The sequence below is a fragment of the Bradyrhizobium sp. USDA 4503 genome (assembly GCF_054055815.1).
Window position 1 is genome coordinate 6268534 of record NZ_JBSRXS010000001.1, and the last position, 24878, is coordinate 6293411.

At 65.1% G+C, this 24878-nt stretch carries 23 protein-coding genes and 1 tRNA gene; 12 read left to right on the plus strand and 12 right to left on the minus strand.

Annotated elements, in window-relative coordinates; genetic code table 11:
• Positions 1-41: 41 nt before the first annotated feature.
• The 4 genes from ACVMIH_RS29785 to ACVMIH_RS29800 all read left to right on the plus strand — a co-directional run bounded on the left by ACVMIH_RS29785 (position 42) and on the right by ACVMIH_RS29800 (position 5345).
• Positions 42-1247 (plus strand): ABC transporter substrate-binding protein, encoded by a 1206-nt coding sequence (locus ACVMIH_RS29785; protein ID WP_057020170.1) that lies wholly within the window; start codon positions 42-44, stop codon positions 1245-1247.
• 131 nt (positions 1248-1378) lie between these two features.
• Positions 1379-2173 carry an enoyl-CoA hydratase gene (locus tag ACVMIH_RS29790; RefSeq protein WP_076832822.1) on the plus strand — a complete coding sequence of 265 codons (795 nt, stop codon included), beginning with the start codon at positions 1379-1381 and terminating at the stop codon, positions 2171-2173.
• Positions 2174-2176: 3 nt separating this feature from the next.
• Complete coding sequence (locus ACVMIH_RS29795; protein ID WP_253638048.1) at positions 2177-2932, plus strand: VOC family protein; 756 nt, start codon at positions 2177-2179, stop codon at positions 2930-2932.
• Positions 2933-3230: 298 nt separating this feature from the next.
• Positions 3231-5345, plus strand: a complete 2115-nt coding sequence (locus ACVMIH_RS29800; protein WP_456864346.1) for an acetate--CoA ligase family protein — start codon at positions 3231-3233, stop codon at positions 5343-5345.
• A 189-nt stretch (positions 5346-5534) separates the two neighbouring features.
• On the opposite strand, the gene ACVMIH_RS29805 is transcribed toward ACVMIH_RS29800, so the two are convergent.
• The 7 genes from ACVMIH_RS29805 to ACVMIH_RS29835 all read right to left on the minus strand — a co-directional run bounded on the left by ACVMIH_RS29805 (position 5535) and on the right by ACVMIH_RS29835 (position 13862).
• Positions 5535-6335 carry an enoyl-CoA hydratase/isomerase family protein gene (locus ACVMIH_RS29805; RefSeq protein ID WP_028341859.1) on the minus strand — a complete coding sequence of 267 codons (801 nt, stop codon included), beginning with the start codon at positions 6333-6335 and terminating at the stop codon, positions 5535-5537.
• Between the two features lie 40 nt (positions 6336-6375).
• Positions 6376-7536 carry an acyl-CoA dehydrogenase family protein gene (locus ACVMIH_RS29810; RefSeq protein ID WP_018269158.1) on the minus strand — a complete coding sequence of 387 codons (1161 nt, stop codon included), beginning with the start codon at positions 7534-7536 and terminating at the stop codon, positions 6376-6378.
• A gap of 30 nt (positions 7537-7566) precedes the next feature.
• Positions 7567-8634, minus strand: a complete 1068-nt coding sequence (locus tag ACVMIH_RS29815; protein ID WP_057020166.1) for an acyl-CoA dehydrogenase family protein — start codon at positions 8632-8634, stop codon at positions 7567-7569.
• A gap of 230 nt (positions 8635-8864) precedes the next feature.
• Positions 8865-9716 (minus strand): IclR family transcriptional regulator, encoded by an 852-nt coding sequence (locus ACVMIH_RS29820; protein WP_229192821.1) that lies wholly within the window; start codon positions 9714-9716, stop codon positions 8865-8867.
• A 2-nt stretch (positions 9717-9718) separates the two neighbouring features.
• On the minus strand, positions 9719-10852 hold the full coding sequence (locus ACVMIH_RS29825; protein WP_456864348.1) for an NADH:flavin oxidoreductase/NADH oxidase: 1134 nt from the start codon (positions 10850-10852) through the stop codon (positions 9719-9721).
• 58 nt (positions 10853-10910) lie between these two features.
• The gene (locus ACVMIH_RS29830) at positions 10911-12128 is read right to left on the minus strand and encodes an ABC transporter substrate-binding protein (RefSeq protein WP_456783245.1); all 1218 of its coding nucleotides are present in this window, start codon (positions 12126-12128) and stop codon (positions 10911-10913) included.
• Positions 12129-12143: 15 nt separating this feature from the next.
• Complete coding sequence (locus ACVMIH_RS29835) at positions 12144-13862, minus strand: AMP-binding protein (RefSeq protein ID WP_057020162.1); 1719 nt, start codon at positions 13860-13862, stop codon at positions 12144-12146.
• 111 nt (positions 13863-13973) lie between these two features.
• Between ACVMIH_RS29835 and ACVMIH_RS29840 the strand changes: the two genes are divergently transcribed.
• A complete protein-coding gene (locus tag ACVMIH_RS29840; protein WP_456864350.1) occupies positions 13974-14735 on the plus strand; it encodes an N-acyl homoserine lactonase family protein in 762 nt (253 codons plus the stop codon).
• A gap of 92 nt (positions 14736-14827) precedes the next feature.
• Positions 14828-15610 carry an SDR family NAD(P)-dependent oxidoreductase gene (locus ACVMIH_RS29845; RefSeq protein WP_225164107.1) on the plus strand — a complete coding sequence of 261 codons (783 nt, stop codon included), beginning with the start codon at positions 14828-14830 and terminating at the stop codon, positions 15608-15610.
• Between the two features lie 165 nt (positions 15611-15775).
• Here ACVMIH_RS29845 and ACVMIH_RS29850 read toward each other — a convergent pair whose 3' ends face one another.
• Complete coding sequence (locus ACVMIH_RS29850; RefSeq protein WP_024582682.1) at positions 15776-16054, minus strand: GlsB/YeaQ/YmgE family stress response membrane protein; 279 nt, start codon at positions 16052-16054, stop codon at positions 15776-15778.
• A gap of 36 nt (positions 16055-16090) precedes the next feature.
• Positions 16091-16696 carry a YidB family protein gene (locus ACVMIH_RS29855; protein ID WP_168858718.1) on the minus strand — a complete coding sequence of 202 codons (606 nt, stop codon included), beginning with the start codon at positions 16694-16696 and terminating at the stop codon, positions 16091-16093.
• 151 nt (positions 16697-16847) lie between these two features.
• Between ACVMIH_RS29855 and ACVMIH_RS29860 the strand changes: the two genes are divergently transcribed.
• Genes ACVMIH_RS29860 through ACVMIH_RS29870 form a run of 3 tightly spaced genes read left to right on the plus strand, consistent with a single transcriptional unit; the run spans position 16848 to position 18562 of the window.
• Positions 16848-17870 carry a 2-dehydropantoate 2-reductase gene (locus ACVMIH_RS29860; protein ID WP_057020160.1) on the plus strand — a complete coding sequence of 341 codons (1023 nt, stop codon included), beginning with the start codon at positions 16848-16850 and terminating at the stop codon, positions 17868-17870.
• A gap of 40 nt (positions 17871-17910) precedes the next feature.
• A complete protein-coding gene (locus tag ACVMIH_RS29865) occupies positions 17911-18117 on the plus strand; it encodes a hypothetical protein (RefSeq protein WP_057020159.1) in 207 nt (68 codons plus the stop codon).
• Positions 18118-18139: 22 nt separating this feature from the next.
• Positions 18140-18562 carry a CAP domain-containing protein gene (locus ACVMIH_RS29870; protein WP_057020158.1) on the plus strand — a complete coding sequence of 141 codons (423 nt, stop codon included), beginning with the start codon at positions 18140-18142 and terminating at the stop codon, positions 18560-18562.
• Between the two features lie 108 nt (positions 18563-18670).
• On the opposite strand, the gene ACVMIH_RS29875 is transcribed toward ACVMIH_RS29870, so the two are convergent.
• The 3 genes from ACVMIH_RS29875 to ACVMIH_RS29885 form a co-directional block, all read right to left on the minus strand.
• Positions 18671-19336 (minus strand): hypothetical protein, encoded by a 666-nt coding sequence (locus ACVMIH_RS29875; protein WP_057020157.1) that lies wholly within the window; start codon positions 19334-19336, stop codon positions 18671-18673.
• A 192-nt stretch (positions 19337-19528) separates the two neighbouring features.
• Positions 19529-20626 carry a helix-turn-helix transcriptional regulator gene (locus tag ACVMIH_RS29880; protein WP_057020156.1) on the minus strand — a complete coding sequence of 366 codons (1098 nt, stop codon included), beginning with the start codon at positions 20624-20626 and terminating at the stop codon, positions 19529-19531.
• A 200-nt stretch (positions 20627-20826) separates the two neighbouring features.
• Positions 20827-21477 carry a TetR/AcrR family transcriptional regulator gene (locus ACVMIH_RS29885; protein WP_092083175.1) on the minus strand — a complete coding sequence of 217 codons (651 nt, stop codon included), beginning with the start codon at positions 21475-21477 and terminating at the stop codon, positions 20827-20829.
• Between the two features lie 84 nt (positions 21478-21561).
• Between ACVMIH_RS29885 and ACVMIH_RS29890 the strand changes: the two genes are divergently transcribed.
• The 3 genes from ACVMIH_RS29890 to ACVMIH_RS29900 all read left to right on the plus strand — a co-directional run bounded on the left by ACVMIH_RS29890 (position 21562) and on the right by ACVMIH_RS29900 (position 24848).
• Complete coding sequence (locus ACVMIH_RS29890; RefSeq protein WP_229192606.1) at positions 21562-23064, plus strand: flavin-containing monooxygenase; 1503 nt, start codon at positions 21562-21564, stop codon at positions 23062-23064.
• 119 nt (positions 23065-23183) lie between these two features.
• Positions 23184-23260 (plus strand) — tRNA-Arg (locus tag ACVMIH_RS29895).
• 157 nt (positions 23261-23417) lie between these two features.
• Positions 23418-24848, plus strand: coding sequence for a UbiA family prenyltransferase (locus ACVMIH_RS29900; protein ID WP_076832794.1), 1431 nt, complete (start codon positions 23418-23420; stop codon positions 24846-24848).
• Positions 24849-24878: the final 30 nt, after the last annotated feature.

Sequence of the window (24878 nt, forward strand, 5' to 3'; positions counted from 1 at the left end):
GACCTGATGGAACGAGGTCCGCGCTGCAAGGGAGGATTGGAATGAGACGAGTTTTGGCCGGCGTGTTGGCCTGTGCGTTTGCGATCTCGGCGAATGCGTCGCTGGCGCAGGACAAGCCTCCGCTGAAGCTCGGCGGCATCCTCGATATGTCGAGCCTCTATGCCGACATCACCGGTTCGGGCAGCGAAACCGCTGCCAAGATGGCGGTGGAGGATTTCGGCGGCGAGGTGCTCGGCCGCAAGGTCGAGATCGTGGTCGGCGACCATCTCAACAAGGCTGACCTCTCCGCCAACATCGCCCGCGACATGATCGATAACCAGGGCGTCGAGATGATCTTCGACGTCGCGGCCTCCGCGACCGCGCTCGCCGCTGCCGAAATCGCCAAGGCGCGCAACAAGATCATCATGTTCAACGGTCCGGGTTCGATCCGCCTCTCCAACGAGGCCTGCGGCCCCTATACCGTGCACTACGTGTTCGACACCTTCGCGCAGGCCAATGTGACCGGCCTTGCCGCGGTGAAATCCGGTCTCGATACCTGGTTCTTCCTTACCGCGGACTACGCGTTCGGTCAGGACCTGGAAAAGGACACCAGCAACGTCGTGGTGAAGTCGGGCGGCAAGGTGCTCGGCAGCGTGCGGCATCCGATCAACACCTCGGATTTCTCGTCCTTCCTGCTGCAGGCGCAGGCGTCGAAGGCCAAGGTGATCGGCCTTGCCAATGCCGGCGGCGACACCATCAACGCGATCAAGCAGGCAGCCGAATTCGGCCTCACCAAGAGCGGCCAGAAACTGTCGCCGCTATTGGCCTTCGTCACCGACATCGACAGCGTCGGGCTCGATACCGCGCAGGGCCTGTTGCTGGCGGAAGCCTTCTACTGGGATCTCAACGACGACAGCCGCGCCTTCACGAAGCGCTTCATGGAGCGCACCAAGCGGGTGCCGACCTCGGCACAGGCCGGGGTCTATTCCTCGGTGACGCACTATCTCAAGGCGGTGAAGGCCGCCGGCACCACCGATGCGGCCGCCGTCATGAAGGTGATGAAGGAGAGCCCGATCAACGACATGTTCACCAAGAACGGCAAGATCCGCGAGGACGGCCGTATGGTGCACGACATGTATTTGTTCGAGGTCAAGAAGCCGTCGGAATCGAAGGGCCGCTGGGACGACTACAAGCTGGTGGCGACCGTGCCGGGCGACCAGGCCTTCCAGCCGCTGTCGGAGTCGCGCTGCCCGCTGGTGAAGAAGTGACGAAGTGACGAAGTCACGCAGTCATCCCGGGGCGTGCGAAGCACGAACCCGGGATCTCGAGGTTCCGGGTCTGGTGCTTACGCACCATCCCGGAATGACGGATTCAAAATAACAACGAAAGGCAAAACGCCATGAGCGATAATCAGATGGTCCTCCAATCCCTCGACAAGGGCCTGCTCACCATCACCATGAACCGCCCCGATCGGCGCAACGCGCTCAATCCCGACATGACGCGCGGCCTCGTCGAGGCGGCGCGGCGGGCGCAGGACGATACCGAGGTGCGCGCCGTGCTGATCCGGGGCGCCGGCGGCACCTTCTGCGTCGGCGGCGACGTCAAGTCGATGGCGGAAGGCCGCGCCCCGCTGCCGTTCGAGGCCAAGATGGCCAACCTGCGCCGCGGCATGGAGGTCTCGCGCATCCTGCACCAGATGCCGAAGCCGGTGGTGGCGCAGCTCGACGGCGCCGCGGCCGGCGCCGGGCTTTCGATCGCGCTGTCCTGCGATCTCCGCGTTGCCGGCGCCTCCTGCAAGATCACCACCGCCTTCGCCAAGGTCGGCTTCTCCGGCGACTACGGCGGCACCTACTTCCTGACCAAGATGCTCGGCAGCGCGAAAGCGCGCGAGCTCTACATGATGTCGCCGGTGCTGTCGGCGCAGGAAGCATACAATCTCGGCATGGTCTCCAAGGTGGTGCCTGATGCCGACGTCGAGGCCGAGACGTTGGAGCTGGCGCGGTCGCTGGCGCAGGGCCCGTCGGTGGCGCTCGGCTACATCAAGCGCAACATCAACAATGCCGAGACCATGACCCTCGAAGCCTGCTTCGACGGCGAGGCGATCCACCACACGCGTGCCGGCGAGACCACGGACCACAAGGAAGCGGCAAAAGCGTTCGTCGAGAAGCGCAAGCCCACCTTCCAGGGGCAGTAGACCATGGCCGAGTACATGCGGCTGCGGCAGATCTGCCTGGTGGCGCCGCAGCTTGCGCCCGTGATCGCGGACATCTCCGCGATCATGGGCCTCGACGTCTGCTATCGCGACGGCAACGTCGCGAAATACGGCCTCGAGAATGCGCTGCTGCCGGTCGATACCATCCTGCTCGAAGTCGTCGCGCCGTTCCAGCCGGGGCCGGGCACGGCGGCCGGCCGCTTCATCGAGAAGACCGGCGGCCGCGGCGGCTATATGGCGATCTTCGTTTGTGAGGATCCCGACGCGCGTGGCGCCAAGGCCAACGCGATGGGCGTGCGCACCGCCAACGTGATCACGCACGCGCCATATCACGGCGTGCAGCTGCATCCGCGCGACTGCCGAGCCGCCTTCATCGAGTTCAACCACACCGACGGCAGCGACGACGTGCTGGGACCGTACCCGCCGGCCGGCCCCGACTGGCAGAAGTCGATCCGCAAGGACACGACTTTGGCGCTGACCACGGTCGAGATGCAGAGCCCCGAGCCTGAGGCGTTGGCGACGCATTGGGGCAGGATCATCGGCATTCCCGCCGATGGTGCCGTGGTGAAGTTGCCGAACGGCACCTTCCGCTTCGTCAAGGGCGACAGCGAGATCATGAGCGGCTTGACGTTCAAGGTCGCCGACAAGGCGAAGGTGCTGGAAGCCGCAAAAGCCAGAGGCTGTGCGGTGAAGGGCGACGAGTTCCTGCTCTGCGGCGTGACGTTCAAGCTGACGGCGTGACGTCGTAGCCCGGATGCAGCGGAGCGCAATCCGGGACCGCGCTCTTCGCGGATAGACCGGCCCCGGATTGCGCTGCGCTCCATCCGGGCTACGCATCTTTCTCCCGTCATCCTGAGGAGCCGCGAAGCGGCGTCTCGAAGGATGCACGGCCCGGCTTGTGGCCGTGCACCCTTCGAGGCTCTCTTCGATCGCACCTCAGGGTGACGGTGAACGATTGGTGCTTGCGGGGAGAGCGGTTGAGCTCGCTGTAGCGATCCAATATCGTCAAGAGCAATAACAACAATTGGAACACGCCCCCATGCCGCATCCGCTCGATACCTTCTTCGCACCAAAGAGCATCGCGCTGATCGGCGCCTCGCGCGATCACGAGAAGATTCCCGGGCGGCTGCTCGCGATGCTGCGCAAGAACGGCTATCCCGGCACGCTCTATCCGATCAACCCGAATTATGACGAGATCGACGGCTTGAGGTGCTTCAGGTCGGTTGCCGAGATCGGCGCGCCGATCGATCTTGCCGTTATCGTCATTCCCGCCCGTGCAGTGCTGCCGGCGCTGGAGCAGTGCGCGGCCGCCGGCGTGGAGAACGCGGTCATCATCTCGTCCGGCTTCGCCGAGGAGGGCGGCGACAGCGCTGACATGCAGGACGCGATCGTCGCGCTGGCGAAGCGGACCGGGATGCGGATTAGTGGGCCGAACGCGGAAGGGTTTTACAGCCAGGCGCAGAAGGTCGCCGCGACCTTCAGCCCGACCGTCGACGTCAAGCCGGATGCGCCCGATCTGGTCGCCAGCAAGCGGCGGATCGGCATCGTCGCGCAGAGCGGCGGCATCGGCTTTGCGATCTATCACCGCGCCAAGGCGCTCGGGGTTGCGCTCAGCTATGTCGTCAGCGCCGGCAATGAGAGCGATCTCGGCGCCGGCGAGTTCCTCGACTACATGGTGCAGGATGCCTCGACCGACGTGATCCTGCTGTTCATCGAGGGTATCCGCGACGTCGACAAGCTTTTGGCGGCGGCGAAGCGCGCCGCAGAGCTCAAAAAGCCCGTGATCGTCACCAAGGTCGGGCGCTCCGGCGCCGGCGAGCGCGCGGCGGCCTCGCACACCGCGAGCATGGCGGGTTGGTCGGCGGCCTATGATGCGGTGTTCGCGAAATACGGCTTCATCGTCTCCAACGACCTCGACGAGGCCGTGACCATTGCCGCGGTTCTGACCACCAATCCGCTGCCGAAGGGCGATCGCGTCGCGGTGCTGACGGTGTCCGGTGGCGCCGGCATCTGGGGCGCCGATACCGTCTCGATGCAGGGCCTGCGCGTGCCGGAGCTTTCAGCCGCGATCCAGAGCCAGATCAAGCAATGGATGCCGTCCTACGGCGCGGCGGGCAATCCGGTCGACGTGACCGCGCAGGGCGTGTCATCCGGCGGACTGCAGAAGAGCATCGAGCTGTTCGACACGTCTGATGAAGTGGACGCGACGCTGGTGGTGCTGTCGCTGTCGAGCGAGACGCGGATGCCGTTCAAGGAAGCCGAGCTGAAGCCGGTGATCGCGGCGCAGAACAAGCCGGTGGTGTTCTATTCCTACACGCTGCCGTCGCAATTCGCGCGGCAGGAGCTGGCGAAGTCGGGCGTGGTGGTGCTCTCGGGACTGACCCATGTCGGCGTCGCAATGCGGCGGCTGGCGGACTATGCCGGCTTCAAGCCCGCGCCGGAGATCTCGGCATCAGCGTCGCCGGCGCACGATCTCTCCATGCATCTCACGTCGAAGACGTTGTCGGAATATGACAGCAAATCGCTGCTGCGCGCGGCCGGCATTGCGCTGCCGGATGAGGTGCTGGTGACCGACCGCGACGGGCTCGACGCTGCGATCGAGCGCGCCGGATTTCCACTGGTCATGAAGATCCAGTCGCCCGCGATCGCGCATAAGAGCGAGGTCGGCGGCGTCCGCGTCAACATCGCCGCCAAGGGCGCGGCATTCACGGCCTATCGCGACATGCTGGAGACGGTGCAGAAGCAGCGGCCGGGCGCTGAAATCCAGGGCGTGCTGGTCGGGCCGATGGCCAGGAAGGGCGTCGAGATCATCGTCGGCACCATGACGGACAAGACGTTCGGGCCGATGGTGATGGTGGGGCTCGGCGGCATCACTACCGAACTGTTCAAGGACGTGGTCTATCGCCCCGCGCCGGTGAGCCCGGCTGAAGCGAGCACGATGCTTGAGACGCTGAAGGCCGCGCCGCTGCTGCACGGCTTCCGCGGCGCGCCGAAGGCGGATGTCGCGGCACTCGCCCGATTGATCTCGCAGATTTCAGTGCTGGCGGCGCAGCACCGAGGCGAGATCGCCGAGATCGAGGTCAATCCGGTGCTGGTGCACCCCGAGGGGCAGGGCGTCACGATCGTCGATGCGCTGGTGGTACCGAGGGGGTAGCTAGATATCTCCCCGGTGTCGTCCCGGCGAAAGCCAGGCGAAAGCCGGGACCCATAACCACCGAAGTGAGTTGTAAGAGAAGCCGACGCCGCTTGTGCCCCTTCCGCGGGCCGCGGCGTATGGGTCCCGGCTCCCGTGCGCAATTGCGCACTAGGCCGGGACGACCCGTGGAGAGAGCGGCGCTTGCGGCTACCGCCCCTTGAAGTTGGCGACGCGACGCTCGGCGGTGGCCTTGACGCCTTCCTTGAAGTCTTCGGTCGCGCGCAGCTTGGTCTGCTCGGCGAGCTCATGGTTGGTTGCGGCGAGCACGCGGTCGGCGAGGCCGGCGCGCATGGTGGCGCGGGTCGAGACCAGGCCGAGCGGCGAGCATTCGGCGATCTCCTGCGCGAGCTTCATCGCTTCCGCCCGCACCTGATCCTGCGGCACCAGCACATTGGCGAGGCCCCAGCGATAGGCCTCTTCGCCGGTGACGCGGCGGCTGGTGTAGAACATCAGCTCGGCATTGTTCTTGCCGATCAGTTCCGGCAGCGTTGCGGTCAGGCCGAAGCCCGGATGGAAGCCGAGCTTGGTGAAGTTGGCCGAAAAGCGTGCCTCGGGGCAGGCGACGCGGAAGTCGGCGGAGACGGCAAGGCCGAGGCCGCCGCCGATCGCGGCGCCATGGATCGCCGCGACGATCGGCTTCTTGTTGCGGAAGATGCGCACCGCCTGAACGTAGAGATGGTTGATCGGCAGGTTGGAAGCCGGATCGCTCTTGGCGCGCTCCTCCTGCTCCTGGCGGGCCGGATCGCCGAAATTGGCACCGGCGCAGAACGCCTTGCCTTGCGCCGCCAGCACCGAGGCGCGGATCTCGATATTGTTGTCGAACTCCTCCAGCGCGTCGGCGATCTGGTTGATTAGCGCGACGTCGAAGAAGTTCAGCGGGGGTTTCCGGATTTCGATCAGGCCGACATGGCCGTGGGTTTCGACGCCGATATCAGTGTACTTGGTCATGATCTGTCCTCGTTGAATTAGCGCAGGCGAGCCCGCGCGGCTAGCGCAGGCCAAGTCCGCGGGCGATGATGCCGCGCAGCACTTCGGTGGTGCCGCCCTGGATCGTCAGCTTGGGCGCGGTCTTGATGGCGAAATCGAGCTGCTTTTCCAGCGTCTCGCGGTTGGTCGCGGTCTCCTCGACGAAGGCGGCGAGATCGCGGACGCGATGCGGCAGCTGCTGCTCCCACACCGTGCCGATGTCCTTGACGATCGAGGCCTCCACCACCGGCTCCTTGCCGGCCTGCAGCATGCCGGCGACCGACACCGACATGCGGCGCATGGTGTGCACCTGCGCCACCAGGCGTCCGATGCCCTCGGCGCTGCGGGTGTCCGGGTTCTTGCCGACCGCGCGCACGAGCTCGGTGAGCACGTAATAGGTCTCGAGGAAGCGCTCGGGACCACTTCGCTCATAGGCGAGCTCCGACGTCGCCTGCTTCCAGGCGCCATCGACCTCGCCCAGCACGTGATCGTCGGGCACGAAGTAGTCGGTGAACACGACCTCGTTGAACTCGAACTGGCCGGTGATCTGGCCGATCGGATTCACCTGGATGCCCGGCTGCTTCATCTTGACGAGGAACTGGGTCAGGCCGTGGCGGCGGTTTTCCTTGGTCGGCGGCGAGGTACGGAAGATCGCGATCATGTAGTCGGCGATGTGCGCCGACGAGGTCCAGATCTTGGTGCCGTTGATCAGATAGCCGCCGTCGGTCTTGGTGGCGCGGGTCTTCGCCGCGAACAGGTCAGAGCCGGAGTTCGGCTCGCTCATGCCGATGGCGAAACAGACCTCGCCGCGGCAGATGCGCGGCAGGATGTCCATCTTGATGTGCTCGGGCGCGTATTTCAGCAGCACCGGCCCGCTCTGGCGGTCGGCGACGAAGAAGCGCCGGGTCGGCGCGTTCGCCACCCGCATCTCCTCGGTGACCACGTAGCGCTCGAGGAACGAGCGCTCCTGGCCGCCATATTTCTTCGGCCAGGTCATGCCGAGCCAGCCCTTGGCGCCGACGCGACGGGAGAATTCCGGCGCGTCATTGTCCTCGCGGTTCGGCGCGTGGGGATCGAAGGTGCCGGCGGCGATTTCCTCGGCGAGGAAGGCGCGCACCTCCTTGCGGAGCTGCTCGCATTTTTCCGGCAGGCGGATCGGATCGAAACGAAGGGCTGCAGTCATGATGTCCAGTCCTGATCTTTCTGCCTGATCTCAGCGCGAAGCCACCAGCGGCCACAATTCATCGGCGCCACGATTCGCGACGAGCTTGCCGAGCTCGACCGCCCAGTAGCTCTCCGAGCCGAAATCGTCGCGCCAGGCCAGCGCCCGCAGCGAATAGCGGTGCAGGATGTGCTCGATGGTGAAGCCGATCGCGCCATGCACCTGATGCGCGATGCCGCTGCCCTTCTCCGCCGCTTCCGAGCAGCGGACCTTGGCCGCTGCGGCTTCCAGGAACACCGCATCAGTGTCCAGCGACTTGGCGTTCACGATCGTGTCCGCCGCCGAGGTCGCAGCGGCCAGTGCCGCGGCGTTTTCGCCGGCGAGCCGCGCGAGGTTGTGCTGCACCGCCTGGAATTTCGAGATCTTCTTCTCGAAGGCGATGCGCTCATTGGAATAGCGCACCGAGATGTCGAGCATCGCTTCCAGCGCGCCGGCGATCTGCAGGCTGCGCACCACGCCGCCCATCAGCATCAGCGTGGACTGGTCAAAACCCTTCGGCGCCGGCCTGGTCGTGACCGGCTGCACCTTATCGAGCGTGACAATGTCGTTATGATCGCCGCCGAGCCCGATGCCGGATTCGATCCGGCACTTCGCTGCATCGATCAGCGCGATCGACACGCCGCCATTGCCTTCAGCCAGCACCGCGAAATGTTTTGCGTCCTTGGCGAACGGCACGCCGCGGGCGCGGCCGGAGAGCGAGCCGTCGGCGTTGAGCGTCACGCGGTCCTTCGGGCTTGCCGGCAGCACGGTCATCTCGCCTTCGGGAGAGGCGATCCTGGCTTGCGTCAGCAGCCAGCCGGCCAGCATTGTTTCGGCCAGCGGAACAGCGATCGCATGCCGCCCAGCGACGTTGAGGACGCTGAATCCTTCGGCGAGGCTGGCGCCGGAACCGCCGAGATCGTCGGGCACCCAGGACAGCGGCAGGCCGGCTTCGGTCAGCGCCTGCCACAGCGGCGCCTTCCATGCGCCCTGCTTGTCGTGATTGATGGTTTGGGCATCCGCGAGATCGGCGAAAATCTTTTCCGCGGTCTCGGCGACGATGTTTTCACTCTCCGCCACAGCGTTCCTCGTGTTGATTGGCTCGGGCTGGCTGTTCGGCCATGCCCTGCTTGCGATGTTGTCTTGCGCTCAATGATGCGGAAAAGCCATAGCCGTGACAAGCGCTGCCCGCAGGGCCACTTGCGCGGATGGCATAAAGCCGGACTTGGCGCATGAATTCCGCATAGTGAACTTTCGATTGTCCCCGTTTGTATGCCACGCACACGCGCAAACCGGCCGCCGACATAAGTTCAGTCCGCCAGATGAAACTCGATTGCCTTCCGCATCAGGTCGGCGAACTCGGTCTCCTGGGTGACCAGCGCGTCGTTCAATCCGGCCACGCACAGCACCAGCGGTTCGTTCGATTCCGCAATCGGCGGCAGGTTCATGGCGACGGCGCCCGCGCCCGGCGTGACCAGGCCGAGCGAGAAAGCGTGCCCCTTGGCGCGGACCTTCTTCAGCTCAAGCAGCAGCGCCTTGATGTCGACCTGACGATCGGGCCGGCTCTCGTTGGCGTTGATCAGGCGCACCAGGCGGCGCACCTCCTTGTCCGGATAGGCCGACAGCAGCGCGTAACCCGACGCGGATCGCGCCAGCGGCCGCAGCGTTCCGGCCTTGACATACAGCCGCATCGGCAGCTTGGCCTGAATGATATGGACATACTGCGCGCTGAGCCCGTTGCGCACCGCGAGCATGATGGTCTCTCCGGTCCGCGCGGAGAGCTCTTCCATCAGATTGACCAGGCGTCCCTTCGTGAACAACGCCGGGCTCAGCCAGTGCCCCAGCATCGAGATCCGCGGCGTCGGGATATAGGTGCGGCGGCTGGTGTCATAGTGGAGATAGCCGAACGCCGTCATCGTCCGCATCAACGCCGAGGTGCTGGATTGCGGGAACTTGAGCGCGGCCGCGACTTCGATCGCGGAGGCGGCGCGCTGGTGCTCCTCGAAGAATTCGAGCACGTCGAACACGCGCCGCGCCGACTTGACTGCATTGTCCATCTTCGGCAGGTCGCGCGAGGTGTCGCCGGGGAAATCGGGGCGGTCGAAAGTCCGCGCGCCGGCAGCCGTGCCGGCCTTCGCCAAGTCTTTCTTCGCCACCGGCATCGCTATCGTCCCTGCTGTGCCACCCGCCGCTTCAGCCACCAGCCATATTGCTCCGGCCAACTCGTCCACTCCGGATCGCATCCGAGCGCAAGCGCCGTCTGCGCGGGCCAGTTCGGATTCCACAGCAGTTCGCGGCCGAGCGCAATAAGCGTCGCCTTGCCGTCCCGCAAAATGGCTTCGGCGTAGTCCGGTTCGCGGATCAGCCCGACCGCCACCGTCGGCATGCCGACTTCCTTCTGGATGCGCTCGGCGAACGGCACCTGGAAGCCCGGGGTGCGCGACACCAGCGAATTGCCGCGCGGTAGCTTCATGCCGCCCGACGAGCAGTCCACCATGTCGATCCCGATCGCCTTCAGCTCCGCCGCAAACGCGATCGAGTCCTCGATCGACCAGCCGATGTCGACGCCGTCGACCGACGAGATGCGGACGAAGGCCGGCAGATGGCTGGGCCACTCCTCGCGCATGATCGCCGCGATCCGCAGCGGCAGGCGCATGCGGTTCTCGCGCGACCCGCCATACTCGTCGTTGCGGTTGTTCGCCAGCGGCGACAGGAACGAGTGCATCAGATAGCCGTGCGCGCAGTGCAGCTCGATGACGTCATAGCCGGCCGCCCTGGCGCGACGAAATGCCTGGCGATAGTCGTCCACCAGGGCATCGATCTGCTCTGAAGTCATCATCTGCGGTGCCGGCCAGCCGTCATCGAAGGGAATGCCGCTCGAGGCCGCGATCTGCCATGGGCCTTCGCCGCGTGCCTTGATGTCAGCTTCGCCGAGCGGGTTGCCGCCTTCCCACGGCCGCTGCGAGGAGCCTTTCCGGCCGCCATGTGCGATCTGGACCGCGGCCTTGGCGTTGAAGCTGTGGATCAGCGCGGCGAGGGCGGCGTGGTCCGCGATGTGCGCATCGTCCCAGATGCCGAGGCATCCATGGGTGATGCGCCCCTGGCTGTTCACCGAGCTCTGCTCGACGAACACTAGGCCGGCGCCGCCGGCGGCGAGCTTGCCGATATGCGCGGTGTGCCAATCGGTGGCGCGCCCCTCCTGCGCCGAATAGGTCGCCATCGGCGAGACCATGATCCGGTTTTTCAGTTCGAGGTCGCGCAGTTGCAGCGGGGTGAACAGCAGCGGCAGCTCAGTCATGGGATGTCCAGCCTTGCCTGTGGTTTCTTGCCTGTGGTGCGTGGATTCGTGCGCGCAGTCATTTCTTCAGCAGCGGACAGGCGCTCTCCTCCGGCGTCGCAAACGCCTCCTTGCCCGGAATCACCTGAACCAGCTTCTCGTAATCCCAGGCGCCCTTCGATTCGGCCGGCGATTTCACCTGCACGAGATACATGTCGTGGATGAGCTGGCCGTCCTCGCGCAGGAATGCGTTGCGGGCAAAGAAATCGTCGATCGGCATGTCCTTCATCTGCGCGATCACCTTGGGGCCGTCGTCGGTGCCGGACTTCTCGACCGCCTTGAGATAGTTCATCACCGCGGAGTAGAGGCCGGCCTGCACCATGGTCGGCCGCTTCTTGGTCCTGGCCATGAAGCGCGCGGCAAAGTCGCGGGTCTTGTCGTCGAGATCCCAATAAAAGGCGGTCGCGAGCTGCAGCCCCTGGGCGGCCTGCAAGCCGATCGCGTGGATGTCGCTGGTCTGCATCAGGAAGGCCGCGAGCTTCTGCGTATGCGCCATCCCGAATTCCTGCGCCTGCCGGATCGAGTTGGCGAGGTCGCCGCCGGTGTTGGCAAAGGCGATCACGTCAGCCTTCGAGCTCTGGGCCTGCAGCAGATAGGACGAGAAATCCATGCTGTTGAGCGGATGCCGCACCTCGCCGGCGATGCTGCCGCCGACCTTCTCCACGGTCTTGGCCGCGTCGTTGCGCAGGGCGTGGCCGAAGGCGTAGTCGACCGTGACGAAGTACCAGCTCTTCGCGCCTTCCTTGGCCAGCGCCCGCACCGTGCTGTTGGCGAGCGCATAGGTGTTGTAGGTCCACTGCACCGAATTCGCCGAGCAGCCCTTTCCGGTCAGATCGGAGGAGCCGGCCGACGACACCAGCATCGCCTTGTTCTTCTGCTTGGTGAGCTCGAGCACGGCGAAGGCGACGGCGGAATTGGCGAAATCGACGATGACGTCGACATTCTCCTGCTCATACCAGCGCCGCGCGATGCCGGCGCCGATGTCCGCCTTGTTCTGATGGTCGGCATCGACCATCGCGATCGGCTTGCCCAGCACCTTGCCGCCGAAATCCGCGATCGCCATCCGGACCGCTTCGACCGCTCCGGGGCCGGCGGCGTCGGCGTAGAGTCCGGCCTGATCGGTCAGCACGCCGATCTTCACCGCGTCGTCGGAAATCTGCGCGTGGGATGGCGCGGCGGCGAAGGCGACTGAGAGGATTGCAGCGCTCGCGGCGATCCATCCGTATCTCGATGTCATTGTCCCTGGTTTCCTCTAGTTCGATTGCCTTATGGCGTTGGTCTTGTCTTGCCGCAGGTCGATCATGCCCGGATGCGACTGCGGATCCCTGTCCGCGCCGAGCAGCACGTGCTTCTGGATCTTGTTGGTCGAGGTCAGCGGCAACTCGGCGACGAAAGCGATCCACGCCGGCAGCTTGAACGCCGCCAGGCGTTCGCGGCAGAAGCGGAAGATGTCCTGCGCGAGCTCGCGTGAAGCATCGGCGCCGTCGTTGCTCACGATGAAGGCCGCAACTTCCTCGTCGCGGATCGGATCGCGCGCGGCGATGACTGCGGCCTGCTTGACCTGAGGCGACGTCGTCAGCACGGCCTCGACCTCCGCCGCCGAGATGTTCTCGCCGGCGCGCCGGACCAGATGCTTCAGCCGGTCGACGAACACGAAGGCGCCGTCCTCGTGCTGCCAGGCGCTGTCGCCGGTGTGAAACCAGCCGCCGCGCCAGGCCTGCTCGGTGGCCTCGGGGTCCTTCAGATAGCCGGAGAACAAGCCGCGCCGCGGCGTCGCTTCCGAATGGCGCACGCAGAGTTCACCGACTGCGCCAGCCGGCAGCGTATTGCCGTCGGCATCGAGGATCGTCATTTCGAGCCCCGGTACGCTGCGGCCGATGGTGTTGGTCTCGAGATGGCGCGGCTCGACCGTGTTGAACGGACTGCGCCCGGTCTCCGTCATGCCCCAGCCTTCGACGAAGGGGATGCCGAAGCGCTCGCGGGCTCGCGCGCGCTGCTCGGGATTGGCGCCGACGCCCATCGAGAAGCGCAGCGCATGGGCCTTCTCGTCCGGCGTCTCCGGCTGCGCCAGCAGGGCCGCGACGATCACGCCGAGATAATGCAGCACGCTGGCGCGGCATGCGACGATGTCGTGCCAGGCAAACTTTGCGTTGAAGCGTTCCGGCAGGATCAGGCAGCCGCCGGTCAAGATCATCGCGATCGGGGTCAGCGTCAGGCCGGCCATGTGGAACAGCGGCAGCGGGCTGTAGAGGCGCTCCATTCCGGCATGATACGTCGCCTCGCCGCCGTGGCTGACGTACCAGCGGCCGGTCGAGACCACGTATTCATTGGTCAGGATGCATCCCTTCGGACGCGCCGTCGTGCCTGACGTGTAGAGCAGCGCAGCCTCGGTCTCGCTTCCCGGCTCGTCGGCGCGCGGTGGCGGCCGCTGGGCGTGCGGGACTGTCTCGACGCTGGCGCCGAGATCGTCACCGGAGACGGTGAGCAGCGGAACGTCGCCGGTCAGCGCCTTCTGCAATTCCTTCTGATCGGCCAGCGTGACGATCAGGTCGGGTTCGGCATGCGCGATCAGGTATTCGATTTCCGCTGCGCGATAGGCCGGGTTGATCGGAACGATCGAGACGCCGATGCCATTGAGCGCCAGCCAGTGCACGATGAAATCGGGGCGGTTCTCCAGCAGCAGGCAGGCGCGGTGGCCGTGGCCGAAGCCTGCTGCGCGGTACTGATCGCGCAATGCGCAGACCTGCCGCGCAATGCCGCCATAGGACAGTTCGACGCCATCGGGAAAGTATGCGCGGTCGGCACGCGCGGGAATGCAGAGAAAGGGTTTGAACGCTGCCGCATCGGATGTCGCAGCGAACGTGCTGAACACGGTGTACATCGTGGCGAAACTTCCCTTCGACGGCCGCTGATCGATGCCAACGATGCCGATCCGAAGGAGCCCGGGTGCTTCGTTGAGCGCATTTGTCATGCGATCGCGACGTTGCGGGGAAGCTATAAGGACGAATAATATGCTGTCAAATCCATTATGAGTTTCCATAAAACTCATATGTAGTTTGAAGCCAAAAGCGGAGGTAACGAGATGAAGATGCATATATTGTCGGGCGGCCGTCTCCAGATGTCGAAGCGGACCTATCTGCCCGATGCGGCGCGCGGCGAGATGATTGAGCTTCCGGTCGCCTGCGTGCTGTTGCGGCATGCGCAGGGCAATGTGCTGTTCGACACCGGATGCCATCCCGATGTCGCGACCGATCCTGAAGGGCGGCTCGGCACGCTCGCCAAATACATGCGCCCGATCATGCCGGCGGATGATCATGTGCTGACGAGCCTGAAGGCCGTTGGCCTTGGCGCTGATGACATCGACGTGGTGATCTGCTCCCACCTGCACACCGACCATTGCGGCTGCAACGCCTTCTTCAAGAAGGCGACGATCTTCGTCCACGCACTCGAGATCGAGGCCGCGAATGCCGATAACGCGTTCGATCGCGGATACATCAAGGCGGATTGGGATCATCCGCTGAAGATGGAGATCTTCGACAAGCAGATGGATGTGTTCGGCGACGGCAAGCTGACGCTGGTCCCGCTGCCCGGACACTCGAAGGGAACGACCGGCGCGCTGGTCAAGCTCGACAACAGCGGCGAATTCCTGCTCGCCTCCGACGCGCTCAGTGTGCGCGCCAATCTCGACCAGCGGACCTCGCCGAGGAACAGCCTTGACGTCGGCCAGTTCCTGAAGTCGCTCGACGAGATCGCCAGGCTCGAGGCGTCCGGCGTCAAGATCATCTGCGGCCATGACGAAGCGCAGTGGGCCAGCCTGCAAAAGGGCCTGAACGCGTACACGTGAGGATTTTGGGCGCGGCTTGCAGATGTCGTTCCACGCGATATGGTGTGCCGCCGCCGGAGTTCATCTGGCTCACAACAACAAGGAAAATGCAGATGTCCAAGGATGGTTTGTGCGCGATCGTGACGGGATCGGCATCGGGACTCGGCGCCGCCACCGCGCAAATCCTCGCCACGCAGGGCGCGCGCCTCATCATCAATTATTCCAACAGCAAGGCGGAAGCCGAGGCGACCGCGGAAGCCTGCCGCAAGCAGGGCGCCGAGGTGCTGGTGGTGCAGGGCGACGTCTCGCGCGATGAGGACTGCAAGAAGATCGCAGCCGCCGCGCAGGGCTGGGGCCGCCTCGACGTGCTCGTGAACAATGCGGGCACCACCAAGCACGTCCCGCATCACGATCTCGACGGCCTGACCGCGGAAGATTTCCAGCGCATCTACGCCGTCAACACCATCGGCCCGTTCCAGATGGTTCGTGCCGCGCGCGCGCTGCTCGAAGCCGGCGCGAAGGCATCTAGCCGTCCCTCGGCGGTGGTCAACGTCTCCTCGGTTGCAGGCATTTCCGGCGGCGGTTCGTCGGTCGCCTATGCCGCGAGCAAGGGCGCGCTCAACACCATGACGCAGTCGCTGGCGCGCGCGTTGGCACCGTTGATCCGCGTCAACACGGTGTGTCCGGGCTATATAGATACGCCCTGGTTCACCAAGGGCCGTGGCGAGGCCGGCGCCAAGCAGGTGCGCGATGCCGTGGTGGCGCGCGTGCCGCTGAAGGTCGCCTCGACGGCCGAAGACATCGCCAACCTGGTCTGCTTCCTGGCGAGCCCGGCGTCGAGCAACATGACCGGTGAGTTCGTCCGCATGGACGCCGGCATGCATCTGATTCAGTGACGGAGCGCCGTTGCACAAATGAAAAATGCCCGGGCCTGGCCCGGGCATTTTGATTTTGAACCTGTCGTTGTTCCGTCATTCCGGGGCGATGCGTTAGCATCGAACCCGGAATCTCGAGATCCCGGATTCGATGCTTCGCATCGCTCCGGGATGACGCCTACGGCGTCACCTGTTTCCGATATCCGGGATCACGCGCGCCGCGACCAGCCGATTCCAGATGAACAGCACCACCAGAGCGCCGATCGTGGCGGTGATGAAGCCGGCACCTTGTTCGGGACCGTAATGGCCGATCGCCTGGCCGATGAAAGTCGCAAGAAACGCGCCGGCGATGCCGAGCACGGTGGTGAGAATAAAGCCGCTTGGATTGTTCGGTCCCGGCGACAGGAATCGCGCGATGATCCCCGCGACAAAGCCGACGATGATGACCCAGATGATGCCGCCCATGACTGTCGTCCTCCTCAGATGGAATCAACGCTACCGTCAGAGCCTGCGGTGCAACTCGTCGCCGCTTGGCAGCCGGCCGTCCGGCGTCAGGTGATTGATCGCGTCGGGCAGATATTGGCTGAGGCCCTGGAGCAGTTCGTCGCGCGAGAGGCCGCTCTGCGATGCCAGCGAGTTGATCTGGTCGGCGCCGAGCGCGTTGGCGAGATCGCCGGGCGCGATCTGCTTGTTGGGACCGTTGCTGACCCAGGAATTGGCCGCGTCGCCATGGCCCTTCTGCTGCAATTGATTGAGCAGATCGCCGAGGCCGCCGCTGAGCACGGTGCCGGCTGCGCCGCCGGCGAGCAGGCCGCCGAGGCCGCCCTTCAGCAGATCGCTGAGCCCGCCGCCACCGGCGCCGCCGGGCAGGCCTGCGGTGACGTTGCCGGGAGGAAGCGGCGGCGCCTGCGCCGGCTTCGGCTCAGGGGCGCTCGCGTCCGCCTGGCCGCCGGAGAAATGCTTGACCGCCTTCCAGGCGAGCAGCGCGAGGATAGCCATCGTCATCGGCGACATTCCGCCGCCGCTCGAACTGTCGGATGAGGTGCTTGGCGCGCTCGGACCGCGCGGGCCGTTCTGCATGCCGTTGAGTACGTCGAGTAAACCCATGATCGTCTCCTGCCGCAACCGTGCCCCGAGCGGGAAACATAGCTTCCGCCCATGACGGTTACAAGGCGGGCCACCCGGCCCGCGGTGCGTCGAAATAGGCAGGCAACCCCAGGTCTGCTATCGAGCCAATGATGAATGGACGTTTGGCCACATGAACGAGGACCGGCCGATCGGCATTGCGGGCGCCGGAAGCATCGGCTGCTTCGTCGGCGGCACGCTCGCGGCTGCGGGGCGCCGTGTCGCGCTGCTGGCGCGGCCGCGGCTGATCCAGGAGATCGCAGGCAACGGCTTGCGGATCAGCAGCTTTGACGGCTCCGAGCGGACGGTATCCGCGGACCGGCTCATTGTGTCCGACGATCCGTCGATCTTGTCCGACGTTCAGGCCGTGCTGATGACGGTGAAGAGTGCCGATACCGCTGCGATGGCCGATGTGATCGCGCGCCACGCGCCTGGCGATGCCGCGGTGATCAGCCTGCAGAACGGCGTCGGCAATGTGCCGCTGCTGCGCGACCGCCTGCCGGGCCGCAAGGTGCTCGGTGGCATGGTGCCGTTCAACGTGGTCGCGCTCGGCGACGGCCGCTTCCATCGCTCGACCTCCGGCGACATCGTCATCGCGCAGGATGACGCGGGCACCGCGGCGCGGCTGTCGGTGCCGGGCCTTGCGATCAAGCCCACCGGCGATATCGACGGCGTGCAGTGGGGCAAGCTGATCGTCAATCTCAACAATGCGCTCAATGCGCTGTCCAATATTCCGCTGCGGCAACAGCTCGCGCAGCGCGGCTGGCGACGACTGCTTGCCGATCAGATGGCCGAGGGCCTGGCCGCGGTGCGCGCCGAAGGCATTGCGCCGGTGTCGCCGACGCCGCTGCCGTCGAACTGGATGCCGCCTTTGCTGCGGCTGCCCGATGCGCTGTTCGACATGCTGCTCGGCCGCACCATGAAGATCGATCCCGAGGCGCGCTCCTCGATGTGGGAGGATCTGCAGCGCGGCCGCCGCACCGAGATCGACTATTTGCAGGGCGTGATTACCGCGATCGCGGGTCGCCGCGGGCTCGAGGCGCCATTGTCGCGCCGCGTCATCGCGCTGATCCGGAAGGCGGAGGCGGACGGCAAGGGCTCGCCGGGGCTAACGCCCGAACAGATCCGCGATGGCAGTGACCATGAACGCCGATGATCGTCCGCCACGTCGATCGAACAACAGAGGAGATGACATCATGAAATGGTCCAGCATCATGCTGTTCACGCTTGTTGCGCTCGCGGCCGGCCCGGTCCGTGCGGCGCCGCCGACCGTGACACCGTCGCCTGGCTATGATGCGCGCTTGCAGGAGCAGCGCGCGGCGGCTGCGGCAGCCAGCCGAGCGGCCACGCCTGCGCACAAATCGGTCGCGCCCCGACACCACAAGCGCACCCGCGCGCACTGATCCATTACAGAGACGACTTCAGATGAAGCTGCTGTTCCTCGCGCTCACCTTCGTGTTTGGCTTCACCACGGCCTCAGGTGCCGCCGACTATGCCGGCTCGATCAGTGCCTACCGGCGCGCCAACCGCATGCCCGCGGTGAAGCTCGACGCGAAGCTGAACGCGATGGCGCTGAAGCAGGCCCAGGCGATGTCGGCGACCGGATCGGTCAGCCACTCCGCGGGCGGCAGCTTCTTCACGCGCATCGCGCCGCTCAAGAAGCAGCGCGCCGCCGAGAATATCGGCGCCGGCTTCATCGCCTTCGCCGAGATGCTGAAGCAGTGGGAGAATTCGCCGGGCCATCGCGAGAACCTGCTGATGCCGGGCGCCAAGCGCGTCGGCGTCGCCTTCGTCGACAATCCGAAGTCGCCGTACCGCAGGTTTTGGGCGATGGTGATTACCGATTGAGCCTGCGGTGTCATTCCGGGGCGGAGCGAAGCGACGAACCCGGAATCTCGACGGCAGAGAGATTCCGGGTTCTCGCTTGCGCGAGCCCCGGAATGACCAAGCGAACCGTCAGTTTCGCTTCGCAACCTTGGTCGGTGGCGGCGGTGTCGGCGTGAACAGCTTCTTCAGGCCGTCCAATCCCTCGGAAAGCCGCGGCCATTCGCAGGAGAACGTACCCTTCACGCAGTTGCTTGCCCGCGGCCGCGGCTCAGGAATAGGTACGGCAGCGCCCCGCGGCTTGACCGGCCTTGCAGCAGGGACGGGGACCTTCGCAGTCTCACTGCGCACCGGCTCATTGTGCAACGACGCCTGCTGGACCTGCGGCGGACGCACCGGCTGTGTCTCCTGCCGCTCGAGCTGTTTCGCATTGAACGCCGCGACGATACGCGAGCGGCGCTGCTGCTCGAGATAGCCGGTATATTCCTGGTCGATCTTCTTTTGCTCGTCCGGCGTCGGATTGGGACCGGCGATGTCGAAGCTGCGGTCCTGCATGAAGTCGTAATAGGTGTAGCCACCGCCAGGCTTGCGACGGCCGGCGAACTTGGCGTTGCAATCGGCGAGTTGCGCGGTCTTGTCTTCCCTGGTCTTCGCCTTCTCGGCGAGGTCTGCGCAGTCCTCGAAGTCCTTCGGGCCGCCGCGCCACCATTGCGCGTGCGCGCTCATCGGCGCCAGCACGCAAGCGACGGCGAAAGCGGCAACAGCCAACGTCGATGATCGTGACGGCATCACGGACATTGAGACCAAACCCGAACGACACAGAGTGAGCAGATTGTCGCCATTTTAGTGACACTTGTCACCCGGGAACCCGACGATTTTCCTGACCTGTGGAATGTTGCCGCGGCTGATGGAACACAGCCTTCGCGATTGGAATAATTGAAGAATCTCATCGGAACGGGCCGGAGATTAGAACAATTCGCCTCTAATCGTTCACTTCACCCTGTGCAGCAACGCAACCAGTTCCGCCTGCCGGTGGGTGCCGGTCTTCTGGAAGATCGTCTTGAGCTGATTGCGCGCGGTGGCAAGGGCAACGCCGGCCGCCTGCGCGGCCGCTTCGACCGAATCGCCGCGCGCAAGCCGCGCGGCGAGGCGTGCCTGCGCCGGCGTCAGCTCGAACGTCGCCGCCAGCAGCGCCTGATCGAACGCGGCGCTGCCTTCGAGATCGCGGATCAACAGGATCGCGCGCGCCCCGAGGAACGGCGAGCGCGCCGCCGGAGGCACCGGTTGGATCTGGATCACGATCGGCCGCTTGTCGATCCTGCGCACCACGATCGGCGACGACGGCAATGGGTGCAGGTCCGAGCTGTGGGCCAACTGATCGATCAGCCTGGTCAGATCGGCATTGGCCTGTCGGTCGAGCAGGGTGAGGCGATTGTTGCGGATCGCAAGGTCGTAGCCGAGGCAGCGTTCCGCCTGGCTGTTCATGCCGATGATGGTGCCGAAGCGGCCGACGGCAATCGCAGCGACTTGGATCAGATCGAGCGCGCCGGTGATGCCCGAGAGTGCGGAGCGGCCGACGACGGCGGAGAGCGTCGCGGCTTCCGTGAGCGGCGCCGACACCCTTTGCAGCGCCTTGATCTCGTCGGCGTCGAACAAGCCTTCTCTGGGCGAACGCTGGATCGTCAGTGCCCATAACGCCGGGCCGGAGTGGAAGCCGATCGCCGCGAACCATTTCAGTCCGAACTCGCCGAGCGTGGCGTAGAGCGGATCGCGCAGCATCTCGGTTTCGGATTCGAACAGATCCGCATCGGTGATGACATCGACGCCGGCATGCATCAGCGGCACGCCGCGGGCCGCGCGGATGTCGGTGAGGTGAAGATTGTGCGGGAAGTAGGTCTTGGTGAAATACTCGGTGATCGAGTCCGTGCGCGGAATGTCTTCAGTGCGGATATCGCTCTGAAGCATCGCAGCGCCGGTCGCGCCGACGGCGGCGCAGACCTCGTCCATGAAGGACGGCCAGGTCGAGGGATCGAGAACCACATCGCCGAGGCGCGCGGTCACATCGTCAAGCCTGTGCAGATCGACCAAAATTCAGCTCCGCCGATGCAAACAGCGTTGTTTTGTCAGGCGAAACAGGCTGCACCTCGTTGCGCCCGGTACCGGGCATAAGAAAACCCAGGGGCCCGATATGCAAGTTAAATCAGCGACAGGCTAGGGGCCGGGTCCGCAAGCGCTGGCGAAACATGATCGAAAATCGGCGGGTCCCGCTGGCCGGTGCGATCCGGCCGCTACGATAAGTGACCATCCTCACGGTGGCCGGCCTCGGTCAGCGCCACGCGGCAGAAGCTGGCGGCGATCGCGACGACCTCTTCCACGGCCTGCGGATATTGCTTCGACACCCAGCGCAGCGCGATCGAGATGACGGCGCCCACCATGCCGACCGAGAGCAGCGAGGCGGCCGCGCCCTTGCCGCTGCGCTTCGGGTCGAGCGCCGGCGGCACCAGGATGTCGCTGAAGACGCGCAAGGCGTCGAGCTTGACGGCATCGACCGCCGGACTGATGCCTGAAATTTCCAGCAGAAAGACCCGGGCGGGCTTCGGGTGCTGCTTCAGCCGCGTGAAATAGAGCGTCAGCGCCGCGCGCAGCCTCATCTCGGCATCGTCGCCTGCGGCTGCAGCGGCCGCGGTCATTTCCTCGTGCAGGTGGCCGACGACATGGCCGTAAGCGGCGATCAGCAGAGCCTCGCTGTTCGCAAAGGACTCGTAGAAATAGCGCTCGGTCAGCTCGGCCGCCTCGCAGATCGCCTTCACGGTGGCGCCGCGATAGCCGACCTCGCCATAGACCTCGATCGCCGCGTCGATCAGCTTGAGCCGCCGCTCGGCGCGGCGTTCCTCGGCGTCCATACCGCCATAGAGGCGGGCTTTCCGGCTGCTTGCCATGAAAGTGTATTGACACGAGGCATTGTCAGATGTCAAGTTATCTGACAATATGTATTGTCAATACTGCCACGGGAGGGTCAAGGCGTGTCCGTTCATTTCGACGTGTTGATCGTGGGCGCGGGACTGTCGGGCATCGGCGCCGGCTATCATTTGCAGGCCAACTGCCCTGACCGCAGCTACGCCATTCTTGAAGGCCGCGACTGCATTGGCGGCACCTGGGACCTGTTCCGCTATCCCGGCATCCGCTCCGACTCCGACATGTACACGCTTGGCTATTCGTTCCGGCCGTGGACCGAGCCGAAGGCGATCGCGGATGGCCCGTCGATCCTGAACTATGTGCGCGAGACCGCGCGCGCCTACGGCATCGACAAGAACATCCGCTTCAACCATCGCGTCGTGCGCGCCGACTGGTCGTCGGCGGACTCGCAATGGACGGTCGAGGTCGAGCGCGGGCCGGAGAAGACGATCGAGCGCTTCACCTGCAGCTTCCTGTTCATGTGCAGCGGCTACTACAAATATGAACACGGCTACACGCCCGACTTCCCCGGCATCGCCGATTTCGCCGGCCGTGTCGTCCATCCGCAGAAATGGATCGACGACATCGACTATGCCGCCAAGAAGGTGGTGGTGATCGGCAGCGGCGCGACCGCGGTGACGCTGGTGCCGGAAATGGCCAAGACCGCCGCCCATGTCACGATGCTGCAGCGCTCGCCGACCTATGTCGTGGCGCGGCCCGACGAGGACAAAGTCGCCAACTGGCTGCGCGCGCGGCTGCCCGCGAAACTCGCCTACGGCCTCACGCGCTGGAAGAACGTGCTGTTCGGTATGTATTTCTACCGGCTCTGCAAGCGCGATCCGGAGCGCGTCAAGAAGCTGATCCTCGGCGGCGTGCGGCATGCACTCGGTCCGGACTACGACGTCGCCACCCATTTCACGCCGCGCTACAATCCGTGGGACCAGCGGCTTTGTCTGGTGCCGAACGGCGATCTCTTCGAATCGCTGCGCAACGGCAGATCGTCCGTCGTCACCGATCAGATCGAGACCTTCACGCGTGGGGGCATCAAGCTCAAGAGCGGCAATGTGCTCGACGCCGACATCGTGGTGACCGCGACCGGCCTCGATCTGCAGGTGCTCGGCGGACTCGAGATCAATGTCGACGGCGCGCGCGTCGATCTGTCGAAGACCATGAACTACAAGGGGCTGATGTACTCGGGCGTGCCGAACCTCGCCGCCGCCTTCGGCTACACCAATGCGTCCTGGACGCTGAAATGCGACCTGACCTGCGAATATGTTTGCCGCATGCTCAACCACATGAAGGCGAACGGGTACGCGCAGGTCACGCCGCGGCGGAACGACCCTGATGTCGCCGAACTGCCCTGGGTGGATTTCTCATCGGGCTATATCCAGCGCGCCGCCGCCAGGTTCCCCAAGCAGGGCTCGCGCCGGCCGTGGCGGCTCTACCAGAATTATGCTCTCGATATCATGACGCTGCGCTTCGGCTCGCTGAAGGATGAAGCCATCGAGTTTCTCCCGGCGCGTCGGGCCAGCGCGGATGCCGCCTCGAATCCGGCACGCCAGGTGGCGTAACGCGCGACGCGCCAAACGCCATGCAACTTCGCGCGCGCCCGATGTGGCGCGGGCTGGCGATCACCCGGCAGCTCTGCTATGGGATGGCGACGCCCGCATGCTTTCGCTGCGGGCCGTGCGGTCCCGTAGCTCAGCCGGATAGAGCGACGGTTTCCTAAACCGTAGGTCGGAAGTTCGAGTCTTCCCGGGATCGCCATTTTTCGCTCACCGCGCGCTGTCGGTGAGGCTTTTCACCACGCATTTCGGCGCCATCTGCCCGGCGTTCGCTCCCCCCAAGTTCACCCGAAATCAAGTTCACCCCAAATTAGGGAAAGCCCGGGACAATGGGGAGGGGGCACCGGAAGACCGCACGTATGCGAGCTAGCGTTCCAGAACGGGTTGAGCAGGGGGGCGGCGATGCCCTTCGCGATCCGCTGCGTTCGAAGGGCCGGCCGCTCGTCGTCGATGTCGACGAGGTCATGGTGCGGGGAAGCTCCGTCCCGGCCGATATCGCATCCGATCTGATCCGCCGCCTTCGCGCTTTCGCCGCGGCGATCACCGCTTCCCTTGGAGCGCAAGCGCGATCGACTCATGGTGTAGCTCGATCGGGGTTCGATCCATCCCGGGCGCAATTTGACCCCGACGCGGTGAGGTTCCTGCTGCAGGTGCTGGGCGAAGGCCGCCCGGTCTACCTTTGCTCGGAAACCCATCCCGAGCCGTTCGTCAGCGCGGTCGCCGAGCATCTTGGCGTCTTCACCGCCTGGGCTGCCGCGCCGGAACGTCGATTGCCGCCGGCGCAGCGCGAAGAGCTGCCGCCCGTGCTTCGGCAGGGCTTTGACTATATCGGCAGCGCGGCGGTCGCGTTGCCCGATTCCGCATCGCGCCTCGCGCGCTCCGCTCGATCCGAGCCGTCCGCGCCCGCGCGGGTCAGTATGCGCGTCAGTATGCGCAGCTGGCTGAAGCTGTTCAGGGTGCATCAATACGCCAAGAACGCCCTCGTGCTGGTGCCGCTGCTGACCGCACACAAATTCGCATTGGGATCGGCGGCGACGTCGCTGCTTGCGGTGATCGCATTCTCGCTCTGCGCGTCGGGCGCCTACATCCTGAACGATCTTCTCGACGTCGAGGCCGACCGCGCGCATCCGACCAAGCGCAACCGCCCGATCGCAAGCGGCGCCATCCCGGCATCGCGGGCCGTCGGCGCGATGGCCCTGGCGCTGGTCGCCGCATTTGCGATCGCAATGTCGATATCGATCGAGTTCGGCGGCGTCCTGCTCGGCTATTTCGCGCTGACCACCTCCTATTCGTTCTGGCTCAAGCGCATCGCGACCGTCGACGTCGTCGTGCTCGCCACGCTTTACACCGTCCGCGTGATCGGCGGCGCCGTCGCGATCAGCGTGCCGATGTCGGAATGGCTGCTCGCGTTCTCGCTGTTCATCTTCATGTCGCTGGCGCTGGTGAAGCGCTATATCGAGCTCGCCGGCCAGCCGGACGGCGCCGTGCTGGCGGCGCGCGGCTACCAGGTCGAAGACAAATCGATGATCGCGATCCTCGCCGCCGCGTCAGGCTTCAACGCCGTCGTGATCTTCACGCTCTACATCTCGTCCGATACGGTGCGCGCGCTTTACAGCCATCCGCAACTGCTCTGGGTCGGTTGTCCGATCTTGATGTACTGGATCGGCCGCGTGATGTTGTTCGCGCAGCGCGGATTGATCGACGACGATCCGGTCATCTTTGCGCTGAGGGATCGCGTCAGCTGGGTCGCGCTCGGCGCGATCGGCGCCATCATGCTCGCCGCCATCTAGCGATGCCGGCGGCTGCGTTACCAGGAGCTG

Bases quoted from the DNA above. Each gene is read 5' to 3' on its own strand.
- ACVMIH_RS29785 (WP_057020170.1), top strand. From the start codon at position 42: ATGAGACGAGTTTTGGCCGGCGTGTTGGCCTGTGCGTTTGCGATCTCG.
- ACVMIH_RS29790 (WP_076832822.1), top strand. From the start codon at position 1,379: ATGAGCGATAATCAGATGGTCCTCCAATCCCTCGACAAGGGCCTGCTC.
- ACVMIH_RS29795 (WP_253638048.1), top strand. From the start codon at position 2,177: ATGGCCGAGTACATGCGGCTGCGGCAGATCTGCCTGGTGGCGCCGCAG.
- ACVMIH_RS29800 (WP_456864346.1), top strand. From the start codon at position 3,231: ATGCCGCATCCGCTCGATACCTTCTTCGCACCAAAGAGCATCGCGCTG.
- ACVMIH_RS29805 (WP_028341859.1), bottom strand. From the start codon at position 6,335: ATGACCAAGTACACTGATATCGGCGTCGAAACCCACGGCCATGTCGGC.
- ACVMIH_RS29810 (WP_018269158.1), bottom strand. From the start codon at position 7,536: ATGACTGCAGCCCTTCGTTTCGATCCGATCCGCCTGCCGGAAAAATGC.
- ACVMIH_RS29820 (WP_229192821.1), bottom strand. From the start codon at position 9,716: ATGCCGGTGGCGAAGAAAGACTTGGCGAAGGCCGGCACGGCTGCCGGC.
- ACVMIH_RS29825 (WP_456864348.1), bottom strand. From the start codon at position 10,852: ATGACTGAGCTGCCGCTGCTGTTCACCCCGCTGCAACTGCGCGACCTC.
- ACVMIH_RS29830 (WP_456783245.1), bottom strand. From the start codon at position 12,128: ATGACATCGAGATACGGATGGATCGCCGCGAGCGCTGCAATCCTCTCA.
- ACVMIH_RS29835 (WP_057020162.1), bottom strand. From the start codon at position 13,862: ATGACAAATGCGCTCAACGAAGCACCCGGGCTCCTTCGGATCGGCATC.
- ACVMIH_RS29840 (WP_456864350.1), top strand. From the start codon at position 13,974: ATGAAGATGCATATATTGTCGGGCGGCCGTCTCCAGATGTCGAAGCGG.
- ACVMIH_RS29845 (WP_225164107.1), top strand. From the start codon at position 14,828: ATGTCCAAGGATGGTTTGTGCGCGATCGTGACGGGATCGGCATCGGGA.
- ACVMIH_RS29850 (WP_024582682.1), bottom strand. From the start codon at position 16,054: ATGGGCGGCATCATCTGGGTCATCATCGTCGGCTTTGTCGCGGGGATC.
- ACVMIH_RS29855 (WP_168858718.1), bottom strand. From the start codon at position 16,696: ATGGGTTTACTCGACGTACTCAACGGCATGCAGAACGGCCCGCGCGGT.
- ACVMIH_RS29860 (WP_057020160.1), top strand. From the start codon at position 16,848: ATGAACGAGGACCGGCCGATCGGCATTGCGGGCGCCGGAAGCATCGGC.
- ACVMIH_RS29865 (WP_057020159.1), top strand. From the start codon at position 17,911: ATGAAATGGTCCAGCATCATGCTGTTCACGCTTGTTGCGCTCGCGGCC.
- ACVMIH_RS29870 (WP_057020158.1), top strand. From the start codon at position 18,140: ATGAAGCTGCTGTTCCTCGCGCTCACCTTCGTGTTTGGCTTCACCACG.
- ACVMIH_RS29875 (WP_057020157.1), bottom strand. From the start codon at position 19,336: ATGTCCGTGATGCCGTCACGATCATCGACGTTGGCTGTTGCCGCTTTC.
- ACVMIH_RS29885 (WP_092083175.1), bottom strand. From the start codon at position 21,477: ATGGCAAGCAGCCGGAAAGCCCGCCTCTATGGCGGTATGGACGCCGAG.
- ACVMIH_RS29900 (WP_076832794.1), top strand. From the start codon at position 23,418: ATGCGAGCTAGCGTTCCAGAACGGGTTGAGCAGGGGGGCGGCGATGCC.